Source organism: Paenibacillus piscarius (assembly GCF_022234545.1).
GTDB classification, from domain to species: domain Bacteria; phylum Bacillota; class Bacilli; order Paenibacillales; family Paenibacillaceae; genus Paenibacillus_AQ; species Paenibacillus_AQ piscarius.
In genome coordinates this window covers 16,125-36,735 of the sequence record NZ_JAIEUI010000022.1, presented here as the reverse complement: position 1 = coordinate 36,735, position 20,611 = coordinate 16,125, and the positions used below count along the sequence as shown (strand labels likewise).

Here is a 20,611-nt window from a genome sequence, read left to right as displayed (position 1 = left end):
TTCTTCCTGCAGACTTACTTCGTCAGCGCCTTAAGCGCCTCATTCAGCTTCAGCACATTGACGCGCTTCTCCCCGAACAGTCCCAGGTCACGGCCTTCGGTATGCTCCTCAACAAGTGCCTGTAGCTGATTAGCGGATATTCCGGTCAGCTTGCTGATTCTGGGAATCTGCACAAGCGCAGCCTCCGGGGAGATGTGCGGATCAAGTCCGGAACCGGAGTTCGTGATCAGATCCACCGGCAGCTTGCTCACAGGAACACCGGGATTATCCAGCTGCCACTGGGTAATAGAGTCTTTGGTACGCTGCAGCATATCGGGATTCGACGGGCCATAGTTGTTCGAGCCGGAGGCTCCGGCATTGTATTCAATGCTGGATACCCGGCTCTGGAACAGAGCCTGATCCTTGAAGCTCTGCCCGATCAGCGCGGAGCCGACTACCTTCCCGTCTGAATCCTTCAGCAGGCTGCCGTTCGCCTGGGCGGGCATCAGCACCTGAGCCAATGCCGTTGCTGCCAGGGGATAGATCATCCCGCAGAGAACAATGAAAACTACACTTAACCTTATAATAGTGAAAATATAGGCAGCCCGGGAAGGGGCTTCCTTCGCCCCGGCGGTGCCGCTAACGGATTGTGCCATGATGCTTCCAACCTCCCAGTATAATCAATCGTCTGCCGGACGCCAGATCCATATCTAAATCCATATACTGACGAGCAGATCAATCAGCTTGATGCCGGCGAACGGAACGACCACGCCGCCAAGCCCGTAGATGACAATGTTGCGCGCCAGCAGCCGGGTAGAGCTCATCGGCTTGTAGGCGACCCCGCGCATCGCCAGCGGAATCAAGAGCGGGATAATCAGCGCGTTGAAGATCAGCGCTGAGAGAATCGCCGAGCTGGGGGACCCCAGGCCCATTACATTAAGGGCATTCATCTCGGGAATCGCCAGCGTGAACATCGCCGGAATAATTGCAAAATACTTGGCAATATCATTAGCAATACTGAAGGTAGTCAGCGCCCCGCGTGTCATGAGCAGCTGCTTCCCGATAGCAACCACCTCAATGATCTTGGACGGATCGGAATCGAGATCGACCATATTGGCCGCCTCCTTAGCTGCGGTCGTCCCGCTGTTCATCGCCAGCCCCACATCCGCCTGGGCCAGCGCGGGGGCGTCATTGGTGCCGTCCCCGGTCATGGCGACCAGCTTGCCTTCGCCCTGCTCCCGGCGGATCACCGCGATCTTGTCCTCCGGCGTACTCTCGGCGATGAAGTCATCGACCCCGGCTTCGCGGGCAATCGTCGCTGCGGTCAGCGGGTTATCCCCGGTACACATAATCGTCTTGATTCCCATGCTGCGCAGCTCGTCGAAGCGCTCCTTCATCCCGGGCTTGACGGTATCCTTCAGATAGATCAGCCCGTAGATCCGGTTGTCTACCGCAACTGCCAGCGGTGTCCCGCCCAGCCGGGCGATGCCCTCCGAGCTGCTGTCCAGATCAGGCGGGACGGTGCCGCCATGAGCCAGCACCCACTTTTTGACGGAATCTACTGCGCCCTTACGCACAGAGCGTCCGTCCTGCAGATCGATCCCGCTCATCCGGGTCTCAGCCTTGAATTCAATGAACTCCCCGCCTGCTGCCAGGCTGCTGTCATAGCTTAGCTCCAGCTTCCTCGCCAGTTCAAGCACGGAGCGTCCTTCCGGGGTCTCATCCTTCAGCGAGCTGACGGCCGCCCATGCGGCAAGCTCTGAAGACGATGCTCCCCCTACTGCCACGAACTCGCTGGCCATGCGGTTACCGAACGTGATCGTACCGGTTTTATCGAGAATCATGGTATTGATATCCCCGGCGGCTTCCACCGCCTTCCCTGACATCGCCAGCACATTGAACTGGGTCACCCGGTCCATTCCGGCAATCCCAATCGCGGACAACAGCCCGCCGATCGTCGTTGGAATCAGGCAGACCAAGAGTGCGATCAGGACCGGAATCTCCAGCTTCACCCCGATGTAATCCGCAATCGGACGCAGGGTAACAACAACAATCAGGAAGATGAGTGTCAGGCTGATCAGCAGGGTGCTGAGGGCAATTTCATTCGGCGTCTTCTGGCGCTTCGCCCCTTCGACCAGCGAGATCATCCGGTCCAGGAAGGATTCTCCCGGATCACTGGTAATCCGCACCTTGATCTGGTCGCTGACTACACGGGTGCCGCCGGTCACAGAGCCGAAGTCACCTCCGGCTTCCTTGATGACTGGCGCGGATTCCCCGGTAATCGCCGATTCATCCACCGAAGCCAGCCCCTCAATTACTTCCCCGTCACCGGGAATGAATTCGCCCTGGCTGACCACCACGATATCACCCTTGCGCAGCTCCGAGGCAGGGACCTGCTTGACGGTTGAACCGGTAAGCTTATTGGCCGTGATGTCCTGCTTTGTTTTTTTGAGCGAATCGGCTTGCGCCTTGCCCCGGCCCTCGGCCAGTGCCTCGGCGAAGTTGGCGAACAGCACAGTGAACAGCAGGATGAAGAAGACAGCAAGATTGAAGCCGGTGGATTGCTCCGCATTGAAATATCCCGGCAGCAGTACCATCAGCAGCACGATCACCGTACCTGCTTCCACAACGAACATGACCGGATTCTTCATCAGGGTCACCGGATTAAGCTTCATCAGACTGTCTCTGGCAGCATTCCGCAGGATGGGACCTGTCAGCATTTTTTTCCTAGGTACAGTACTCATTCTCTTCGCTCCCTCTCCTTACCGTAAAGTCAAATACTCTGCTACCGGACCCAGCACAATCACCGGCAGGAACGTCAATGCGCCAATGATGAGCACCGTCCCGATCAGGATGCCCGTGAACAGACCGTTGTCGGTACGGAAGGTTCCAATCGTCTCCGGCACCGGCTTCTTGCGCAGCAGGGAACCTGCGACCGCCAGCATGGCAATGATGGACACGTAGCGGCCGAGCAGCATGACAATGCCTGTGGTGATATTCCAGAAGGAGGAGTTATCCGCCAGTCCCTCGAAGCCCGAGCCGTTATTTGCCGCAGACGACACATATTCGTACAACACCTGAGTCATCCCGTGGAAGCCCGGGTTGCTGATGCTCCCCTTACCCAGCTCGGTCAGAAAAGCCGCCGCCGTCGGCACCAGAATAATCAGCGGATGAATCAGAATCGCAATCGCGATCAGCTTCATCTCCCTGGCCTCAATTTTGCGCCCGAGAAACTCCGGGGTCCGCCCGACCATCAGCCCGCACAGGAAAACCCCAAGTATGGCATACATCAGCATATTGACCAGCCCGACGCCTTTGCCGCCGAATACCGTGTTCAGCATCATCAGGGTTAGCGGTGTAATACTCCCAAGCGGCGTCAGCGTGTCATGCATATTGTTCACTGTGCCGGTTGTCGCCGCTGTGGTGACGGTGGTGAAGAGCGACGATTGCGGGATGCCGAACCGGACCTCTTTGCCCTCCATACTGCCTTGAGCAGCATCTACTCCCATCGCGCTAATCGCCGGGTTGCCCGCCCGTTCCGCAGCGTAATTCAGTCCCAGCAGCAGCACGAACAGGGTCATCATCGCCGCAAAAACCATCCACCCCTGACGCTTGTTCCCGGCAAACTTCCCGTACATATAAGGCAGTGAGGCCGGAATCAGCCACATCGAGAGAATCTCCAGCACATTGCTCAGCGGACTGGGGTTCTCAAAGGGATGGGCCGAGTTGGCTCCGAAGAAGCCCCCGCCGTTCGTACCGATGTGCTTAATCGACTCCAGCGAGGCTACCGGACCAATGGCAATCTGCTGAGTCTGCCCTTCGAGCGTGGTCACTTCAAGTGTAGGCTTCAGCGTCTGTGGAACATGAAGTGCTACAAGCGCCATTGTTATAAGCAGTGCGGACGGAAGGAAGATGCGAACATGCGCCTTAACGAAGTCCTCGAAGAAGTTCCCGACCGAGCCCCGCCCTGTAATCCCTCTGACAAAAGCCACCGCCACCGCCAAGCCGCTGGCCGCCGAGGTGAACATCAGCATCGTCATAACTGCCATCTGCGAGAAGTAAGACACGCCTGTCTCCCCGCTGTAATGCTGCAGATTCGTATTCGTCATGAAGCTGATCACCGTGTTGAACGTCAGGGTCTGCTCCATGCCCCCGATCCCGCCCGGGTTGAGCGGAAGTCCCTTCTGCAGCCTGAGTATAATATAACTGAACGCCACCAGCACAAGGTTCGTTCCGATGAAGCTGAGCGCGTATGTCTTCCAGGACATTCCTTCCTGTTGTCTCAGCCCGATCAGCCGGTAGATTCCCCTCTCAGCTCCGCCGAAGATCCGGTCCGTCCGGTTCGGTTCACCCGAGAATACATGATATAGATAAGTGCCCGCCGGCTTCACCAGCAGTACGAGTATTAAGATGACCGCTATAATCTGCACAATACCCACAGGTGCCCCTCCTTAATTAGTTAGAATTTCTCCGGATGAATCAATGCATAGACCAGATAGAGAAACAGCAGCGCAGTCGCTGCCAGAACAACCGCCATCATTCATCCCTCCCTTGTTCCCCGGTCACCCGTCCGCACCACTCTGCGAACATGCAGAAGAGCATAAATACCAGTACCAGCGTCAACGTCATGTACAGATCCATCATCTGCTTTTGCCACTCCTTACCCTTATGGAATCTCTCTCTTGTAACTTCCGGTCTAGCGTAACATTTCTTCCATTAGTTCAGGGTTAGGGTTTGCCCGGGGGCATTAAGATCCCATTAAGATCACCATAAGGCCATTAGGCGTACCCCAGACTCATTCATCCTGCGCTAAGAACGGTAGATCTCCTCCCCCAGCACCCGGTTGACTCCTTGAAGAAAAGCGTTATACCCGCCATCCGGCTCCATGCGGTGCGGCAGCGCCCAGTCTACAATGCGCTCAATCTCCTGCGGATTGAACTCGAAGCTGGCGGCAAGCTGTGCCCGCACCTCCCCGGCAGCCGCACCTCCGGCAAACTTAGCCGCAGCCGCATACACCCCGCTGTTCTCGTAAGAGCATTGCTGCACCCTTAGCAGCTCCAGCCGCCGGTATGCTTTTTGAATCATCACCAGCACCACCGACACTACACTGACCAAGCCGATATTTCTTAACCACAGCTCCATTCCCAAGGCCTTCTTTCACAGTTGTGTTCTTTCAGAATTCAGCGTACCACTCGGCGCATTAGTTCAGGATTAGGGTTTGGCGGTTGGAATTAAGATTGCGTATGAATGCTACTGGCGGAGGAATAAAGTAGTTGCCTAGGGGGCGAAGCGCACACGCTTGACCTCACACCTTCGCTCGAGTGTAATGTAATCGGTTTTTCGATTACATTGCGTCGCGCACCTTCGCTCGGGTGAAATGTAATCGGTTTTTCGATTACATCGGACCGCACACCTTCGCTCGGGCGTAATGTAATCGGTTTTTCGATTACATTGAGTCGCACACCTTCGCACCGGCGTAATGTAATCGGTTTTTCGATTACATCGGGTCTATGTGCCGCTACAACCGCCGCCCCCCACTGTCTGGCTACACTATTGCAGCAACAGCAAAAAAACCATGCCTCTACAGACATGGTTCCCCAGGTTCCCCCTTACAACAACTGCGTCTTACCGTTCCTACGCCGCCTCAGATCCCCCTGCTGTCGTCCCCCGCCTGCAGCATCCGGTAGCCCACGCCGATATGGGTCTGGATCACCTTCGGCTGGGAAGGGCTGCGCTCAATTTTCTTGCGGAGCGTGGCCATGAAGACCCGTAGCGCCGGAATGTCATAGGTGGGACTTCCCCAGATTTCATGCAGGATATAATTATGGGTCAGTACCTTGCCCACATTCTTGGCCAGCAGGCACAGCAGCTTATATTCGATAGGGGTGAGGTGGATTTCCTCCTCCTCCAGCCAGACGCAGCCCGCCGCATAGTCAATTCTCAGATTCCCGTTCGTAAAAACAGACGCATCCTTCATCAGCTTCTCACCGTCCCCCCGGATGCGCCGCAGGCTGACCCGCAGCCGGGCCAGCAGCTCATCCACGCTGAAGGGCTTGGTCAGATAATCATCGGCCCCGGCATCCAGCGCTTCGATCTTGTCACGGTCCTCGCTGCGGGCGCTGACCACAATAATCGGCAGGTTCGACCAGGCCCGGACCTTACGGATAATCTCAACGCCGTCCATATCCGGCAGACCCAGATCCAGAATCATAAGATCCGGCTGGCTGGACACCGCCTCCAGGATCGAGGCTTCGCCTGTCTCGGCCGTATGGTATTTATATCCTTGCGTCTCCAGGGTTGTTGTAATCAGCTTGCGGATCGGCTTGTCGTCCTCCACGACCAGAACCACCGGTTTATTCATGGACATTCACCTCCTCTGCCAGCAGGGTGAAGCGGAAGACCGTCCCCTGCGGTGCATGATCTAGTACCTCAATATGGCCGCCGTGGGCGTGAATAATCGATTTGCAGAGCGAGAGTCCTAAGCCCAGCCCGCGCCTGCCGTCTCCCCGCACATTGTCGGCTGTATAGAACATCTCGAACACTTTTGCCTTCGCCTCGGCAGAGATTCCCGGACCGTCATCGGCGACCTCCACGACCACCAGCCCGTTCTCCCGCCTGGCCGAAATCGTAATATGCGATCCGGCCCCGCTATACTTAATTGCATTATCCACCAGGTTGATGATCACCTGAATGATCAGCCGTGAATCCATCCGGGCCATGAGCAGTTCATCCTCCAGCAGCACCCGGATCACATGCTCAACCTTATGGCGGTTCACATGCAGCAGCGCTTCCGCGATCACTTCCTCCAGCAGCTCGGCCTGCATTTGCAGATGAAGCGCCCCGTTGTCTAGCCGGGTGATCGACAGCAGATTCTCCACCAGATTGATCAGCCACATGGAATCGTCATAGATGTCGCTGTACAGCTCCTGCTTCTGCTCCTCACTAAGCACCTCCGAGTTGCCGATAAGGATGCCAGCATTGCCCGAGATGCTGGTCAGCGGCGTGCGCAGATCATGTGAGATGCCGCGCAGCAGATTGGTGCGGAGCTGCTCCTGGCGGATTTGCAGGGAGATTTCCTTCTGCTTCTCGTTCAGCTTGTCTTTCTCCAGGGCGAGGGCGCATTCTCCCAGCATGGCGATCGTCAGGCTTTTCTCAAAAATCTCCAGCGGTTCCTCCTGCTCCATCACAATCCCCGCCACCGCGAACACCGTGTCACCGCTGCGCACCGCATGATACAGGCAATGGGCCGACGAGAACGTATCGGTGGACGCACCCGCCCGTTTATTGTTCCGCAGCACCCATTCGGCAACCTTGCGCTCAGCTTCCACCGTATACCTGCTGGCATCCGCAGCGCTTCCGGCCTTCGTATAGATCTGCGGCTCTGTGAGCACGCCCTCGTCCACCTCATAGATAATGACGCTCCGGTCGAGCAGCTTCAGCATTTGCAGCGCCGTCTCGTTGATAATGGCCGGTGTGTCCTTGGCCTGCTGCAGCTTGCGGCTGGTCTCCAGCAGCACCTCCGTCCGGTAGGCCTTCTGCGCCGATTCCCGGGCTTGGGCTTTTACCCGCAGCGTTAGCGTGCTAGTAATGAAGGAAGCCGTGAGCATGACGAGGAACGTCACCGGATAACCGGAATCATAGGCCTGCAATGAGAAATAGGGCTCCGTGAAAAAATAGTTAAACACCAGCACGCTTAGAATCGAAGTCACCGCACTGTACAACCGTCCCTTGGTCACCATTGCATCCAGCAGAACGCCGAGAATATAGACAGTGATAATATTCGCTTCACTGAAGCCGAGGCTCTTGAACCATAAGCCAATTAGCGTACATACCAGCAGGATGCCCAGGGTGGTAGCTGTATCCGTCAGCGACAGCAGCGGAGGCTTCGTGTAGGGCCGAATCCCTTGACGGACGGCAGCGCCATGATCCGGGATAATATAAATATCCATCCCCGGCGCCGCCGCAGTCAGCTTATCGATAAAAGTGGACGCAGACGGCCAGCGGCTCTGGTGCTGCGAGTGGCCGAGGAGGATTTTGGTGACACGGCTCGTTCTGGCGTATTCGGCAATTTGTCCCGGTACATCCTCACCGTAGACCGTCGCAACCTGAGCGCCAAGCTGCTCGGCCAGTCTCAGGTTTTCGCGCAGCTCCGCCTTGCTTTTCACGGTCAATTCCTTCGTCTTGGACGTCTCCACGAAAAGCGCAGTGAACTCCGCGTGCAGGCTGTCCGCCATTCTGGCTGCCGTCCGGATCACCTTCCTGCTCGACACCGCCGACGACAGGCAGACCAGGATATGCTCCTTGGCGTTCAAGCCCTCCGCTGTTGCCCCCTGCCCAATCCGCTCGGCCATCCGTTTCTGCTGGTCTGCTGCATAACGTAAGGCGATGTCCCGCAGGGCCGTCAGCTTCGGAAGATCATACAGCTCCGCTGCCTGCTCCTGCTGTTCCCCGGCCGGGTAGATCCGGCCCTTCTTCAGGCGGTCCAGCCAGTCAACCGGCGTGATGTCGATGAACTCCACGCGGTCGGCATTGCCGAATACGCTGTCCGGAATCCGCTCCGGCGCAGGAATGCCTGTTATGGAAGCAACTGCATCTGCCAGTGTCTCCATATGCTCAATCGTGATCGTAGTATAGACGCTGATGCCTGCGCGCAGCAGTTCTTCTACATCCTGATAACGTCTTTTGTGGCGTAGTCCAGGCGCATTGGTGTGGGCCAGCCCATCCAGCAGGATCAGCTCCGGCCTGCGGCGGATCGCCTGGTCAAGGTCGAATTCCTGCAGGATTAGTGGGCCCGCAGCAATATTAAGCGGCGGCAGCCGCTCCAGCCCGGCAAGCAGTCCGGCCGTTTCCGTCCCAGCATGGGGCTGTAACCAGCCTACGGCTACTTGGACGCCCTGCTGCTGCTCCGCACGGGCGGCAGCCAGCATGGCGCCAGTTAGGTCTAAGCCCGGTACATAACCGAAGAATATCGTCAGCCGGCCCCGTCTTTTTGCCGCTGTCATCTGCCCTGTCATCCGCAGGCTTCCTTTCTTCAATGGACATTGTTGTGTGCTAGCGTAAGTATAGCATGTGGCTCATCAACATAGGATTACGGATTCCGCTGTGGCATTAAGATTGCATTAAGATGATGTGGGCTGACTATGCAGCATAGCTGCTGTATCACTCTGCCCATATGCATTGCTGCCAGCCGCAACCACTGTGCCATCCGCCTTCAGGCCAAGCGTATGGGTACAGCCTGCCGACACCGCTACGATATGCTGCCAGCTACTGACCTCGCACTGCCCGTATTCATTCCAGCCAGCCGCTGTAACCGTACCGTCTGGGTGCAGGCCGACAGTATGATGGCTCCCGGCGGCAACCGCCGTAATCCCGCGCCAGCCGCCTACTTCGCATTGGCCGCGCTTGTTCAAACCGGCTGCGGCTACTGTGCCATCGGCCCGGAGTCCGGCGGTATGCAGGTACCCTGCTGCGAGCATGGTCATCTCCTGCCATTCGCCGACCTTCAATTGCCCATGGCGGTTGTTCCCCGTAGCAACGACTGTGCCGTCAGCACGAAGTCCGGCTGTATGCCAGTCGCCCGCCGTCACCGCAACGATGTCCTGCCAGCCGCTCACCTCACACTGGCCCTCATTGTTCCGCCCAGCCGCGAGCACTGTTCCATCCGCCTTCAAGCCAACTGTACGCCGCCAGCCTGCGGCAACCGCCACGATATCGCACCAGCCGCTTACATTGCATTGGTCATGCTTGTTCCAGCCCGCCGCCATCACCGTACCATCTGCTTGAAGGCCTACTGTATGCGAGTTGCCGATATGTGCATTGCCCGCAGCTACCGCAACAATATTGCGCCAACTCCCTACCTCACATTGCCCGTATGTATTCTCCCCGCACGCCCTTACCGTTCTGTCCGGCAGAAGCAGCACAGAATGGCGGTAGCCAGCCGCGATTGCAGGTAATGAAACAGTATGCATAATAATTGCACCCCTTTTTTTCTACTATTATATAGAATAGCAGAAAGAGGAGCCCAAGGCTCCCCTCTCTATGCTCAGCTCCAATACCTTTACTGAATCAACAGTCCGAACCCGCTCTGAATATAGTACAGGTCCGGATAGGCAATGTTGCTGGTCGTCAGGTTGTTAAAGGTGGCCGAGCCGTTGCCGGTGTACGTGTAGATGGCTGCTCCTTTATGGGCGCCGGAGAAGCGCGAAGTGGTCACGCCGTCGAGACCGGTGCCGTTAATATTGATGTTGTTGAATACGATGTTAGAGAAGCCTCCCCCGTAGCCGAACTGGATCGCATCGCGCTGGGTGTTGATGATGTCGATGTTGGTGAAGGTAATATTCTTGATCGGATCACTTGACGCTTCCAGATCAATCGCCCCGCGTTCCCCGTTATACAGATCTTGGCTGGTACCGCTATTAATGATAGTCGTATCCGAGAATACCATTCCGGTATTGTTGTTGAAATGCGCACCCGGGAAGGTCGTATTCAGACGGATGCCGGAGCCGCCCACGGTGTCGATAATATAGTTGTGATCCGCCTTATGGCCGCTGCCCCCGAAGATACCGATCGCCCCTGCGCGCCAGTTATTCTCAATCGTATTGTACGAAAACGTATTGTTCACCGCATCCGGCGCACCGAACGTATTGCTCGGCCACACAGCCAGACCGTCATCCCCGTTATTGCGCACATTGGTATTGCGGACGGTAGAATTGCTGGTCCCTTGGGAGAAGTTGATGCCGTCCGCCAGATTGTTGCGGATGCGGCTGTTCTCGACAAGCAGATTGTTCGCAAAAATCGCCGGTGTCCGTGCATAATCCCCCACCCACATGCCGCATTCAAAATGCTCAATCCACACCTCATGAATCACCGAGTTGTTGCCGAAGTTATCCATCAGGCCCTTGTAGATGGCATTCTGGTTGTAGCGTGACCGCAGATTCGAGTTCATATACAAGTTGCTGAAATCCAGCTTGCCCTGGACGCGGAAGGAGATGCCCCCGCCAGCCGCATTGGGATTCGTGAATTGCAGATTGGTATGCCAGTAGCCTGCTCCTGTAATCGTGATGTTGTTAATCATGTTGTTCACCGAGCCAATGACCCACATGCTGCTGAGGTTGAAGGTTCCCGCCGGAATGTAAAGTGTCTTCCCGCCTGCAACAGCTGCGGCAACTGCACTGTTAAATGCGGCAAGATCATCCTGGCCGTCCCCGGCAACGGCTCCGAAATCGGTGACCGATACACTGTTTGCCGGGCGGGCAATGGCTGCCGGAACAGGTTCAATCTCCAGGAAATCGACTCCATACTCCAGATTGTCCCCGTTATTCTTCTGAATCCGAATCGTATCACCGGGCTGTAGCGGGGTGTCCAGCTTCCAGTGGACTTCATCGAACCGGAACAGCGGACGTCCGGCGCTTGGCGCATCTCCCGGCTGGTCACCGGAGAAGTATTGCCATGCATAGTAAGAGGTGAGCGGAACGGTTTTGGCCTTGGTTCCGTTGACGTAGACATCAAGCGCACCGTTAAGGCCCATGCCGTCCGCCGAATCCGGCATCGTGAATCTCATAGTAACACCAGCTCCCCCCTGACCGGGTCTAACTGTCCACTGGGCATAGGAGCCGCTAGACGGCAAAGCGATGTAGCTCTGGCCCGAGGCCTCCGAAGCGGTTAGCGACTGATCGAAATTCGGGGCGGATTTCACCACTGCTGAACCGCCGCGTGTGGCATCCTGTGTATCATAGCGGCTGTACGGGACACTGGCTCCACGCATGGCATAGACGACGAGATTGGCATTTTGTACATTATTGGCCTGCTTGGCGGTCACCTCATTGGCATCTGCAGCAATGGTCGTAGTAACTGTGTAGTTTCCGTTCACTGCGCTCCAGGTGCCCGGAAGGGTGACATTCACAGAAGCTCCGGCCGCAATCACACCGCTGTATGAGCCGGTAAAAGTCTGTACGGTCGCACCGGACGAGTTCTTCAGCACAACGGTGACGCCATGGGCCCCGCTTGCGGACGCAAGATTGCCCTGATTCTTAAGATTGACAGTGAAGGCTACGCTGCTGCCTGCTGAAGGGGTGGATGGTGACCACGATGTGGTCCCTGCCAGATCCGAGCTGGATACAGGCGCAACCACCAGCGGCGATGAACTTGTGTAGCTGTTGTTGCTGTCATTCTGCTCGATAATCTGCCCCGCCTCGTCTACCTTGGCAATGAGCGTATAAGTTCCGGCTGGCTTCGTTCCGGCATTTAAGGAGACGGTAGCTGAAGCTCCGGCTGACAATGCCGCTACCGGTGCGGAACCGGCCAGCTCACTGTTTAGATAGAAATTAACGGTGGTGGCTGCGGCTGCGGCATTCCCTATATTTTTCACCACTGCGTTCAGGGTTACCGCATTGCTCTCTATCGGAGAAGCGGGTGTCCAGCTCAGTCCGGTAATTGTCAGGTCCGGGTTCGGCGCCGGTGTGCCATAGACCTGGAATTCGGCAATTTGTCCGGCAGGTGCGCCGGAATTGGAGGCAATATTCAGCTGGAGACGCTGAACCGTAGCGGTAACCGGAATCGTGACTGTATTGCCGGAAGCCGGATTGAACGTGTAGTTCTGTGCAGATACCAGATTGCTGAAGCTTGAGCTGCTCTGACTCTGGCTCAGGACCTGAATATTCTGGGTGCGGGTGGCCCATTCTGCAGCCGGATTGAGCTTCAGCACAATGGACGTAATGTTATGATTGGCACCGAGATCAAGAGTCAGTGTGCTGGGATTGCCGTTGCCTTCCCAATATGTGCCTATATTATTGTCGTTAGCATTGCTTGCGGTGTAATTCTGGGTTGTGGAGGAAGCACTGATTGCTTTACCGATAGCAATATTCGCCCCAGGCGAAGCCGTTGCTGTGGGAACTGGAGTGTTCGTTGGTGTCGGTGCCGGTGTGGCTGTAGGCGCTGGAGTAGATGTAGGTGTAATTGTAGGGACCGCCGTAGGTGCAGGGGTTGGACTGCTGGAACCATAGATTTCAAGCTCGGACAGTTGCCCTGCCGGCCATCCTGTGTTCGCGCTGAACAGCAGCCGGACATACCGCGTATTGGCAGGCGTGAAGTTAATGGTCACACTGTTGCCCGCGACTCCAGGATTAAATTCATACGCAGCGGAGCCAACGATATCGGTATAACTGGAGCCGTTCGTGCTGCCCTGCACCGCCAGCGTCTGTGTCCGTGTCTCCCAGCTGGCAGGAAGCTTCAGTACAAGCTGGTCAATGCTGGTGAGCGACCCCAGATCGACCTGAATCCACTGGGGAAAAGCATTATTGACACTCTCCCAATACGTACTCTGGTTACTGTCCTTCACGTTATCCGGCGTATAATTCTGCGATTGCCCGCTGGATGTAATGGTTTTGTTCAGCGTCAGATTCGCTCCGCCCGCAGCTGACGAACGGGTCAGCGGTCCGGCAGCCATGAACAGCGTAGAGATCAACAGCGTGACTACTAGCGACCATACAACATACTTGTTACGCATTCTATTCCTCCTCAGGGTTAGGGTTAAGCGGAAAGCAAGTATTTTGCCGAAACACACTTTGATAGCGGTTACAAATCACCTCTAGCCTCCCTTCCATTACGCTGCAATACACCCTCATTATAGTTTTAATGCAGTATAATCTTTAATAGCTGATTCTACGGAAAAGATAGGCAATTCAATGATTCTCGCCCAATGGTTCAGCTGTTGGGCAGCTTAGCGCAAAAAAACCTTGATTGGCTGGAGCCGATCAAGGTTTTTTATTCCCTCCTTCAGCCATAAGGTGATTTTGTGATTCACCTGAAACGAAGGAAACTTATTGGTTCATAATATGAAGACTAATAGATCAAAAAATATTTAGTTTAATGTTGACATTCCTTTTTCATTCCTTTCCAATCATTCCCACAATTTTTTTCGTAAGTTATATAACCTTCATTCGAATACTTTTTAAGTAGCTTACTAGCATCTGACTTACTACAATTCTTTTTCACATTAATCTCATCTTGTAAAAGTAATACAAGTAGAGAACTGGACACATCGATATTCGATAAATAAAAACCTAATAGTTCGTTATATTCAGAGCTAAAAAACAAACTTATATACTCTATTCTGAGTTTAACATTTTCCTTAGATTCAATCACTCCTTCATAACTTGCGAATAAATTAAAATCATCCAAATCGTAAACTCTATTCACTGAAATTAACGGATTCATGCCTCTTATATACAAACCTATAACATTACCATCGTCTTTCTCAAAGAAAAGGACATGGTCTAACTTCTCATTATCATCCTCATCATGTAAATAAATAATATTTGATATTTCTTTTTGCACGAAAAAATGATCAAACTTTTTTGTAAAAGACAATATATAGTTATTCATAGTCGTAGTCACTCTCCAATCAAATCTAAATCTGATTTTAGCTTACTTGATAAACGATCTCCCTTTTTATTTAAGAAAGTCAATATTTCGTTTGTTTGTCTATTAACTAAAACAACTGCATCCCCCTTAACAAAAGCATCTACAGCCTCAATTGTATTCCATTGAAAAGGTTCAGAATTAGCAAGATTTTTCGAGTCATTTACAATTGAGGAAACAAACCTTTTCATCCCTTCTTTGTCCCCTTTTGTAACTGGGACACCTAAATCTCTTGAAGTTTCATAGATATCTTGAGCATGTTTTTTTAATTTTTTATCGAAATTCGGGCTGAAAATCGGCTTAGCCCCATTTGGTTTCGGGCCACCATCCCCCGTCCCCTTAATGTTATCAAAATCAATCCTGCCTTTATCTCCATCAGCCTTCATGGAGATTTCTTCTATTTTACCCTTCTCTAGCTTACTGAGTTTGCTATATTCAGCATCACTAAGCTTGATCGGCTTCATTCCGTCTTGCTGTAATTTCTTAAACTCCTTATCGAAGTTCTGGTCATCAATGTCCCTCATGGTTCCGTCGACCAGCAGCACCCAAGGATTAACCTCGCCATACAGACGGATATGCTTCCCCTTGCGCTCCAGCTTGAACTTCTTGAACTTGAATTTCTGCAGAATCCGGTCCAGCAGGCCCCGCAGGTTTTTGGTTCCCTTCATGAGCCCCTTTTGCAGGCTCTTAATCACGATTTTACCGTTACGTATGATCATGCTGCCGCTCTTGGAGGCCAGCTTGGCTCCGGATTTCAGCAGGCTCTTGATGCCTTTGGCTCCCGCGCCTACAGCCTTTTTCACACCGCCGGCTGCCGCGCCGACGCCTTTCTTGACAGCTTGTCCGGCTTTCTTCACGCCGGCCCCGATGGCCTTGAAGCCAACTGCCATCGCCAGCTCAACCAGTCCCATCGCCAGTGCAGCGGCGAGCGCTATCGCGGCAGGCTCAATCATCTTCTGCCAGCCCTGGCTCAGGTAGGTCCCGATGTAGCCGGCGGCTTGTGCCAGGCTCTGTGCGACAGACACAATCGCCTGGGCCTGCATCACAACCGTGATGATATTAAGGATCGGGGGAATGAGAACCGTAACGGCCCCGCCCGTGGCGACAAAAGCAACGCCAGCCACAACCAATACTCCCGCGATGCCTGCAATAATCTGTAAACCATGGGCCTTCATCCATTTTATTACATATGATTTAATTTGGTCAAACAGCATTTTCGCATTGTTCGCGCGAAGCTTTGCGCCGTCTGCTATTTTGCCGCCAAGGCTCTGCTTCGCTGCTCCGGTGTCGAATTCAGCCATAATGCTGTCCATCGTAGCCGGGTCACGGCTGCCGGACATCTCCTTCGTTTCCCCGTCCTTGAGATTGGCTTCCTGCACCAGCGCCGGGTCCATTTCGCCCTGCTCCACCGACTCCATCTCAATGTCCTCGGCGCTTAGCTTTTCTTGAGTTGCCGCACCAGCGCCAGCTCCCTCCGCTTGCTCAACAGCCCCGCCTTCCGCAGCTTCGCCGCCCATCGGCTTCGAAATATCTACGCCCAGCAGATACTCCCACATCTTGCCTTCCAGATGGCTGAAGGATCGCTTCGCCGCCTGGCCGAGTGCCCCGATCCGGGACATCACATCCAGGAAGGTGGCAATCAGCAGACTACCTAGGGTGGAGATCAGCTTGGAATAGAAGTTCTGTACCGCGGCTAGCGCCTGATCTACCTTGGCGGCCAGGAAATCCATGACCTGTGTGACTTTGGTCTTCAGCTTCTGGGCCATCTGGTTCACGGCCTGGACGGCCTTGTTGACCACACTGTCGATCTTGCTGCAGATTTTGGCGGCAATGCCGGGGAATTTGGCAAAGACCACGGACACCAGCTTCTTCAGCAGTGCGCCTAAGCCCTTGATCAGGGTGGTGATCAGCCGGCGGCCCAGCTCGATAATGCCGAGTATCACCTGCTTGGCTTTCTCAAAAATAAATTTGACCGCTTTCCGCAGCCCCTCGAAGATGAAATTGACCGCTTTCTTGACCAGATTCACCACGGCTTCGAGCTTATCCTTCACCCAGCCGAGGAAGCCCCCCTTCTTCTCTTCCTTGGCCTTCTCCTCCTCATGCTTGCTGTCCGCTTCCTTCTTGGCCTTGCTGTAGGCCTGGGTCGCCTCCCGTTCCGCTTCGGATTGCTTCTTCTGCGCTTCCCGCTCTTTGTCGGTGCGGACGGTGTTAATCTCCTTCTTCTTCTGCTGGGAGGCGGCTCCGGCCTGCTGCGCATAATCCGCTTCGGCGGTGTCCAGCTCCTTCTTCCATTCGCCCCGCAGCTGGGTGACCTCTGCTTTGGCCCCCGCCTGCTGACTGAGCTGTTTATTCTTGGCCTCCGTCTCCGCCTGCCGGATCTGCGCCTGGCTGTTTGCTTTAGAGCTCAGCACGCTGCTGTCAAATTTCGCCTGCTCCTTCTTGTATTCCGTCTGCTTGGCGCCGAGCTGCTTCTTCATCTCCGGGGCCAGGCTGCGGTTCAGCCCGGCGGTCATCTCCGCCGGAAGCGCCAGAGCCGGCAGCTTCTTCGCCCCGGGCGCTTGACCGCCCTTCAGCCCCGCAGCGGCCTTCACCACCGTACCGTCCGGTTCGGGATAGATGTCATTCTCGCCCCAAGGCTGCTGGATCTGGCCCAGCTCCGCCTGCTTGGCTGCGCCCACTTCCCGGGAGGCCTCCTGGCCCATGCCGTCCATCCGTGCAGGATCGGCCTCACCGGTCATGCTGATGCCTGGCGGCTGGGCGGCGGCGGAACGGATCTCGCTCATGATCGCCTCGGGATTGTCACCTGAACCGGAAGAGCGGATGGTCATTTTATCCAGGTGACCCGGATTCACTGCCCCGCCGGTGCGCTCACTCTTGAAGCCTTCCTTCACCGTGTGCTTTAGTCCTGCCGGCTTCCTCCGGGCTTGCAGTACCTTTCCCTTCAGCCCGGTGGGAACGGGAACCGCAGGCAGCCCTTGCTTAGCCTTCTGGTTCTGCTTCGCGAACGCTCCGGCCGAAACATTCACCGCCTGGGCATAGGCGTCGCCCAGCTCCGTGGGCTGCACCTGGGTCAGCTGATCCAGAATCTGCCCCGGGTCTTCACCGCTGATCTTCACCGCCTTGGCCTCCACCGGCTTCTCCTTCCCGCCGCCGGCCAAGGCACCAAGCGCTGCACCCAGCGAGGGCTCCTTGGCCGCCTTCTTCGGCGTCCCGGCTCCTTGGACCTCAGCGGGTGCCTTCCCTTGCCCCGGTGCGTCGACCGTTCCATGCGCTGCGGGCTCTTTGGCCTCCCTGGCAGGTGTAGCTTCAGCGACCTGCTCTTCCCTGGCTCCGTCCCCAGCTTCTTTCTGAGCGGGAGCCGCTTCTTCAGTCTTAGCTTTTTGGGCTGCTGGTCTCACCGCTGCTTGTCGGGTAACAACTGGCTTCGCTTCCTTCTTAACGCCGGTATCCGAGCCGGCAGAGGTTCCCTCAGCCGAAGACTTAGCCGGTGTACCAGCCGCAGAGGCAGGCTCTGCCGGGACCTCCGGCTTCTCCTTATGCTGCATCTTGGCCTCATCCGGAACGCTGGCTTGCCGGTCTTCAGCCTGCTCCTTCTCCTTGCCATCCTTTTTCAGACTGGCTAACAATTGAACAACAGCCCGGTTGCCCAGCGTACGCTGGAGCGCCAGCTTGTCTTCTCGGCTTAAGGAAGCCGGATTCTGGCGGATGCGCCGGATAATTTCTACCGGGTCCGGCTGCTTAACCGCAGCCGCCTTCACAAACACCGGCGGATTGCTGCCGGTTTTACGGCTACTGGAGGTTTTATCCGGCTCCTTGCTTACGGTAGCTTGGGTCTGCAAATGGAGTTCCCCCTCTGTACAAAATCGATGCTATAGATAAAGTAAAATCCATAGCGATTTTTACAGCCGGGTTCCTCTGACAGCCCGAAAAAAACAGGTTAATCATGGTGGTATGCAACCATAATCAACCTGTTCGATGCAGCACATCATTCTATTAGCCATCCGCAGAAAATCAGTTATGTAAGTCCCGGATATACCACGCATCACAGGCATAATGCTCTGAACCGGCCAGGGGCCCGTCCATCCGGTTAAACCCATGCTTGGTATAAAAGCGACTGGCGGCCTCCATCGTCAGCAGCGTCTCCAGATAACACTTCCGGTAATGCTGCTTCGCGAAGGCGAGCGCCTGATCTAACAGCTGTGCCGCAACACCTTGGCCGCGGATCGAGGAGGACAGATACATTTTCTGCAATTCGCAGATCCCCTGCGCTTCATCAAAAGCCGCGATCCCGCACCCGCCCAGCACCTGCCTGTCCGCTTCCACAATCCAATACGCCCGGTTCTCCGCACTATTATAATAGGTATATAAATCATGCAAACTATCGTCGGCCCAGGCCAGCCCCTCGCGGTTGCCGCCGAATTCAATCAGACACTCCCGGACAATTCGCTCAATCGCTGCGTTATCCCTGCGTTCAATGGGACGGATCTGGAGCATAGGTTTATCCTCTTCCTTCTTCTTCAATTAACTTATTCTATCATTTCCCCCTGAATGTTGTCACCGCTGCTACCGTCCCTTTCCCGCTGAACGTCCCGCCTGCTATACTGAAACTTACACAACCCGTAAGGAGTGAAACCGATGAACCGACTGGTGTTTTTTCTAGGACCCGGAGGCGCAGGCAAGACCACATTAGCCAAGGCCGTTGCGGCCCGGCGTCCGGCTGCGGTGTTCGATATGGATATCCTGCTGCGACCGGCAGCGACCGCGATCATGACCATGCACGGACTTGACCCCGATGACAGAGATTCCGCTGAGTACAAAAGATTATGCCGCGATCTCGGCTACCGCATCACGATGGATGCAGCGCTCGATAATATCGGCCTGTACAGCGATATTTTCGTGGTGGGTCCCTTCACCAAAGAAGCGGCCGATCCGGAGTGGATCGGCCGCGAGCTCGCGCGCGCAGGGCGCACGTTAGAGGAAGTTGAGGTCAAGGTAGTCATGGTAAGCCTGTCGGATGCCGCCGTGTACCGTCAGCGGATTGAGGGCAGACGCTCACCGCTTGATGCGTGGAAGTTCGCCCACTGGGAACAATTCAGCGCTTCCCTCGGCAGCCGCACGGTTGCCTGGCAGCTTCCGGCTGCGCATGTCGCACAGATTGACAACTCCCATCCCGACAGGAATGTTGCAATCGCGGCGGTGGAGGCTTTTATATATGAAGAGACGCCTTAATGCAGGATTATGACAACTGGACGCTACCGCTTGACCGCATGAATATAATGAATGGTCTCAAAAGCAGCAAGGTCATCCGCACGGTTACCAAAGAACCGGTCCTGGATGGCTTCCGGGGACAGGTGCTCGTAGACCAGCAGACCGGCCTCAGCCAGCAGCTGCTCCATCTCCGCATATGTGAAGCAGGATTGCATGGGCTCGCCACCGGCGGCAGCCATCTGCACCATTTTAGATACGCGGCCGGACAAGCCCTGCTCCTCCCATAGCCGCTCATCTGCATAATCCAGTACGATGGAGCTTCCGGCAGGCAGATTCCCGAACAATGCGCTGATCAGGCGGGCATTCTCCTCCTTGGTGAGATAGTAGGATACGCCCAGCAGGCTGAATAGGGTTTTGACATCAGGATCGAACCCCTGTGCAAGCAGACTGGGATAAGCAAATCCGCCTGTAAAATCCATGGGAACCATGTGGAGATTCCCGGGAACCGCAAGCTGCCCATCGCTGAGCCGCTGCTGCTTGAACGCCTGTGTAGCCGGAGCATCCACTTCAAAGATCTCCAGCTGCTCCCGGAGCTCAGGATGACGGTAAGCAAAAGTATCCAACCCTGCCCCCAGAATCACATATTGCTTCAGTCCGAGACTCAGCTCGTGCTGCACGATAGCTTCACAGTAAGCCGCGCGGGCCAGCGGGGTTGGGGATAACTGAACCTGGGTAATCCATCTCAGTATGGCGTCAGGATCATCCTGGTGCCGTTCGGCAATTTCAGGATTGAAGAAAGCAATGCCCTGAACCATATTCCTGCTGATATCCGCGAACTCCTCTGGTGTAATCAGCTTCTGCGCAACATGATCATCGAAAATCTTAGGACTGTCATACCGGCTGTGATAGGCGCGGCCAAATGCGGACACTAAGGCAGTCACGCTGGACTTGTTCTGCTTCATCTGGAATTCCCCCATAAAAAAATAAGATTCCCCCTGGCCAGGAG

Annotated in this window: 14 protein-coding genes; 1 reads left to right on the top strand and 13 read right to left on the bottom strand. The window is 55.2% G+C overall.

Annotated features, from left to right (window positions below; all coding sequences use genetic code 11):
• Positions 1 to 14: 14 nt before the first annotated feature.
• The 12 genes from kdpC to K1558_RS26375 all read right to left on the bottom strand — a co-directional run bounded on the left by kdpC (position 15) and on the right by K1558_RS26375 (position 18,891).
• Positions 15 to 635 (bottom strand): potassium-transporting ATPase subunit KdpC, encoded by a 621-nt coding sequence (kdpC, locus tag K1558_RS26425; protein WP_238654958.1) that lies wholly within the window; start codon positions 633 to 635, stop codon positions 15 to 17.
• 54 nt (positions 636 to 689) lie between these two features.
• A complete protein-coding gene (gene kdpB / locus K1558_RS26420; protein ID WP_238654957.1) occupies positions 690 to 2,723 on the bottom strand; it encodes a potassium-transporting ATPase subunit KdpB in 2,034 nt (677 codons plus the stop codon).
• Positions 2,724 to 2,741: 18 nt separating this feature from the next.
• Entirely contained in the window at positions 2,742 to 4,418 is a 1,677-nt protein-coding gene (gene kdpA, locus K1558_RS26415; protein WP_238654956.1) for a potassium-transporting ATPase subunit KdpA, read from the bottom strand.
• Positions 4,419 to 4,438: 20 nt separating this feature from the next.
• Positions 4,439 to 4,516, bottom strand: coding sequence for a K(+)-transporting ATPase subunit F (gene kdpF / locus K1558_RS33235; protein WP_173127715.1), 78 nt, complete (start codon positions 4,514 to 4,516; stop codon positions 4,439 to 4,441).
• Positions 4,517 to 4,788: 272 nt separating this feature from the next.
• On the bottom strand, positions 4,789 to 5,121 hold the full coding sequence (locus K1558_RS26410; RefSeq protein ID WP_238654955.1) for a hypothetical protein: 333 nt from the start codon (positions 5,119 to 5,121) through the stop codon (positions 4,789 to 4,791).
• Between the two features lie 502 nt (positions 5,122 to 5,623).
• The gene (locus K1558_RS26405; RefSeq protein WP_238654954.1) at positions 5,624 to 6,340 is read right to left on the bottom strand and encodes a response regulator; all 717 of its coding nucleotides are present in this window, start codon (positions 6,338 to 6,340) and stop codon (positions 5,624 to 5,626) included.
• Entirely contained in the window at positions 6,333 to 8,993 is a 2,661-nt protein-coding gene (locus K1558_RS26400) for a sensor histidine kinase (protein WP_238654953.1), read from the bottom strand. The genes K1558_RS26405 and K1558_RS26400 overlap by 8 nt, the downstream gene beginning before the upstream one ends.
• 105 nt (positions 8,994 to 9,098) lie before the next feature.
• The gene (locus K1558_RS26395) at positions 9,099 to 9,947 is read right to left on the bottom strand and encodes an RCC1 domain-containing protein (RefSeq protein WP_238654952.1); all 849 of its coding nucleotides are present in this window, start codon (positions 9,945 to 9,947) and stop codon (positions 9,099 to 9,101) included.
• An 89-nt stretch (positions 9,948 to 10,036) separates the two neighbouring features.
• Positions 10,037 to 13,483: a discoidin domain-containing protein gene (locus K1558_RS26390; RefSeq protein ID WP_238654951.1), complete on the bottom strand. Its 3,447-nt coding sequence runs from the start codon at positions 13,481 to 13,483 to the stop codon at positions 10,037 to 10,039.
• Between the two features lie 359 nt (positions 13,484 to 13,842).
• Positions 13,843 to 14,361, bottom strand: a complete 519-nt coding sequence (locus tag K1558_RS26385; protein ID WP_238654950.1) for a hypothetical protein — start codon at positions 14,359 to 14,361, stop codon at positions 13,843 to 13,845.
• Between the two features lie 8 nt (positions 14,362 to 14,369).
• A complete protein-coding gene (locus K1558_RS26380) occupies positions 14,370 to 18,236 on the bottom strand; it encodes an HNH endonuclease (protein ID WP_238654949.1) in 3,867 nt (1,288 codons plus the stop codon).
• Positions 18,237 to 18,408: 172 nt separating this feature from the next.
• Positions 18,409 to 18,891: a GNAT family N-acetyltransferase gene (locus tag K1558_RS26375; RefSeq protein WP_238654948.1), complete on the bottom strand. Its 483-nt coding sequence runs from the start codon at positions 18,889 to 18,891 to the stop codon at positions 18,409 to 18,411.
• A gap of 141 nt (positions 18,892 to 19,032) precedes the next feature.
• Between K1558_RS26375 and K1558_RS26370 the strand changes: the two genes are divergently transcribed.
• Positions 19,033 to 19,626: an AAA family ATPase gene (locus tag K1558_RS26370; RefSeq protein ID WP_238654947.1), complete on the top strand. Its 594-nt coding sequence runs from the start codon at positions 19,033 to 19,035 to the stop codon at positions 19,624 to 19,626.
• A gap of 23 nt (positions 19,627 to 19,649) precedes the next feature.
• Here K1558_RS26370 and K1558_RS26365 read toward each other — a convergent pair whose 3' ends face one another.
• Positions 19,650 to 20,567 carry a class I SAM-dependent methyltransferase gene (locus tag K1558_RS26365; RefSeq protein ID WP_238654946.1) on the bottom strand — a complete coding sequence of 306 codons (918 nt, stop codon included), beginning with the start codon at positions 20,565 to 20,567 and terminating at the stop codon, positions 19,650 to 19,652.
• Positions 20,568 to 20,611: the final 44 nt, after the last annotated feature.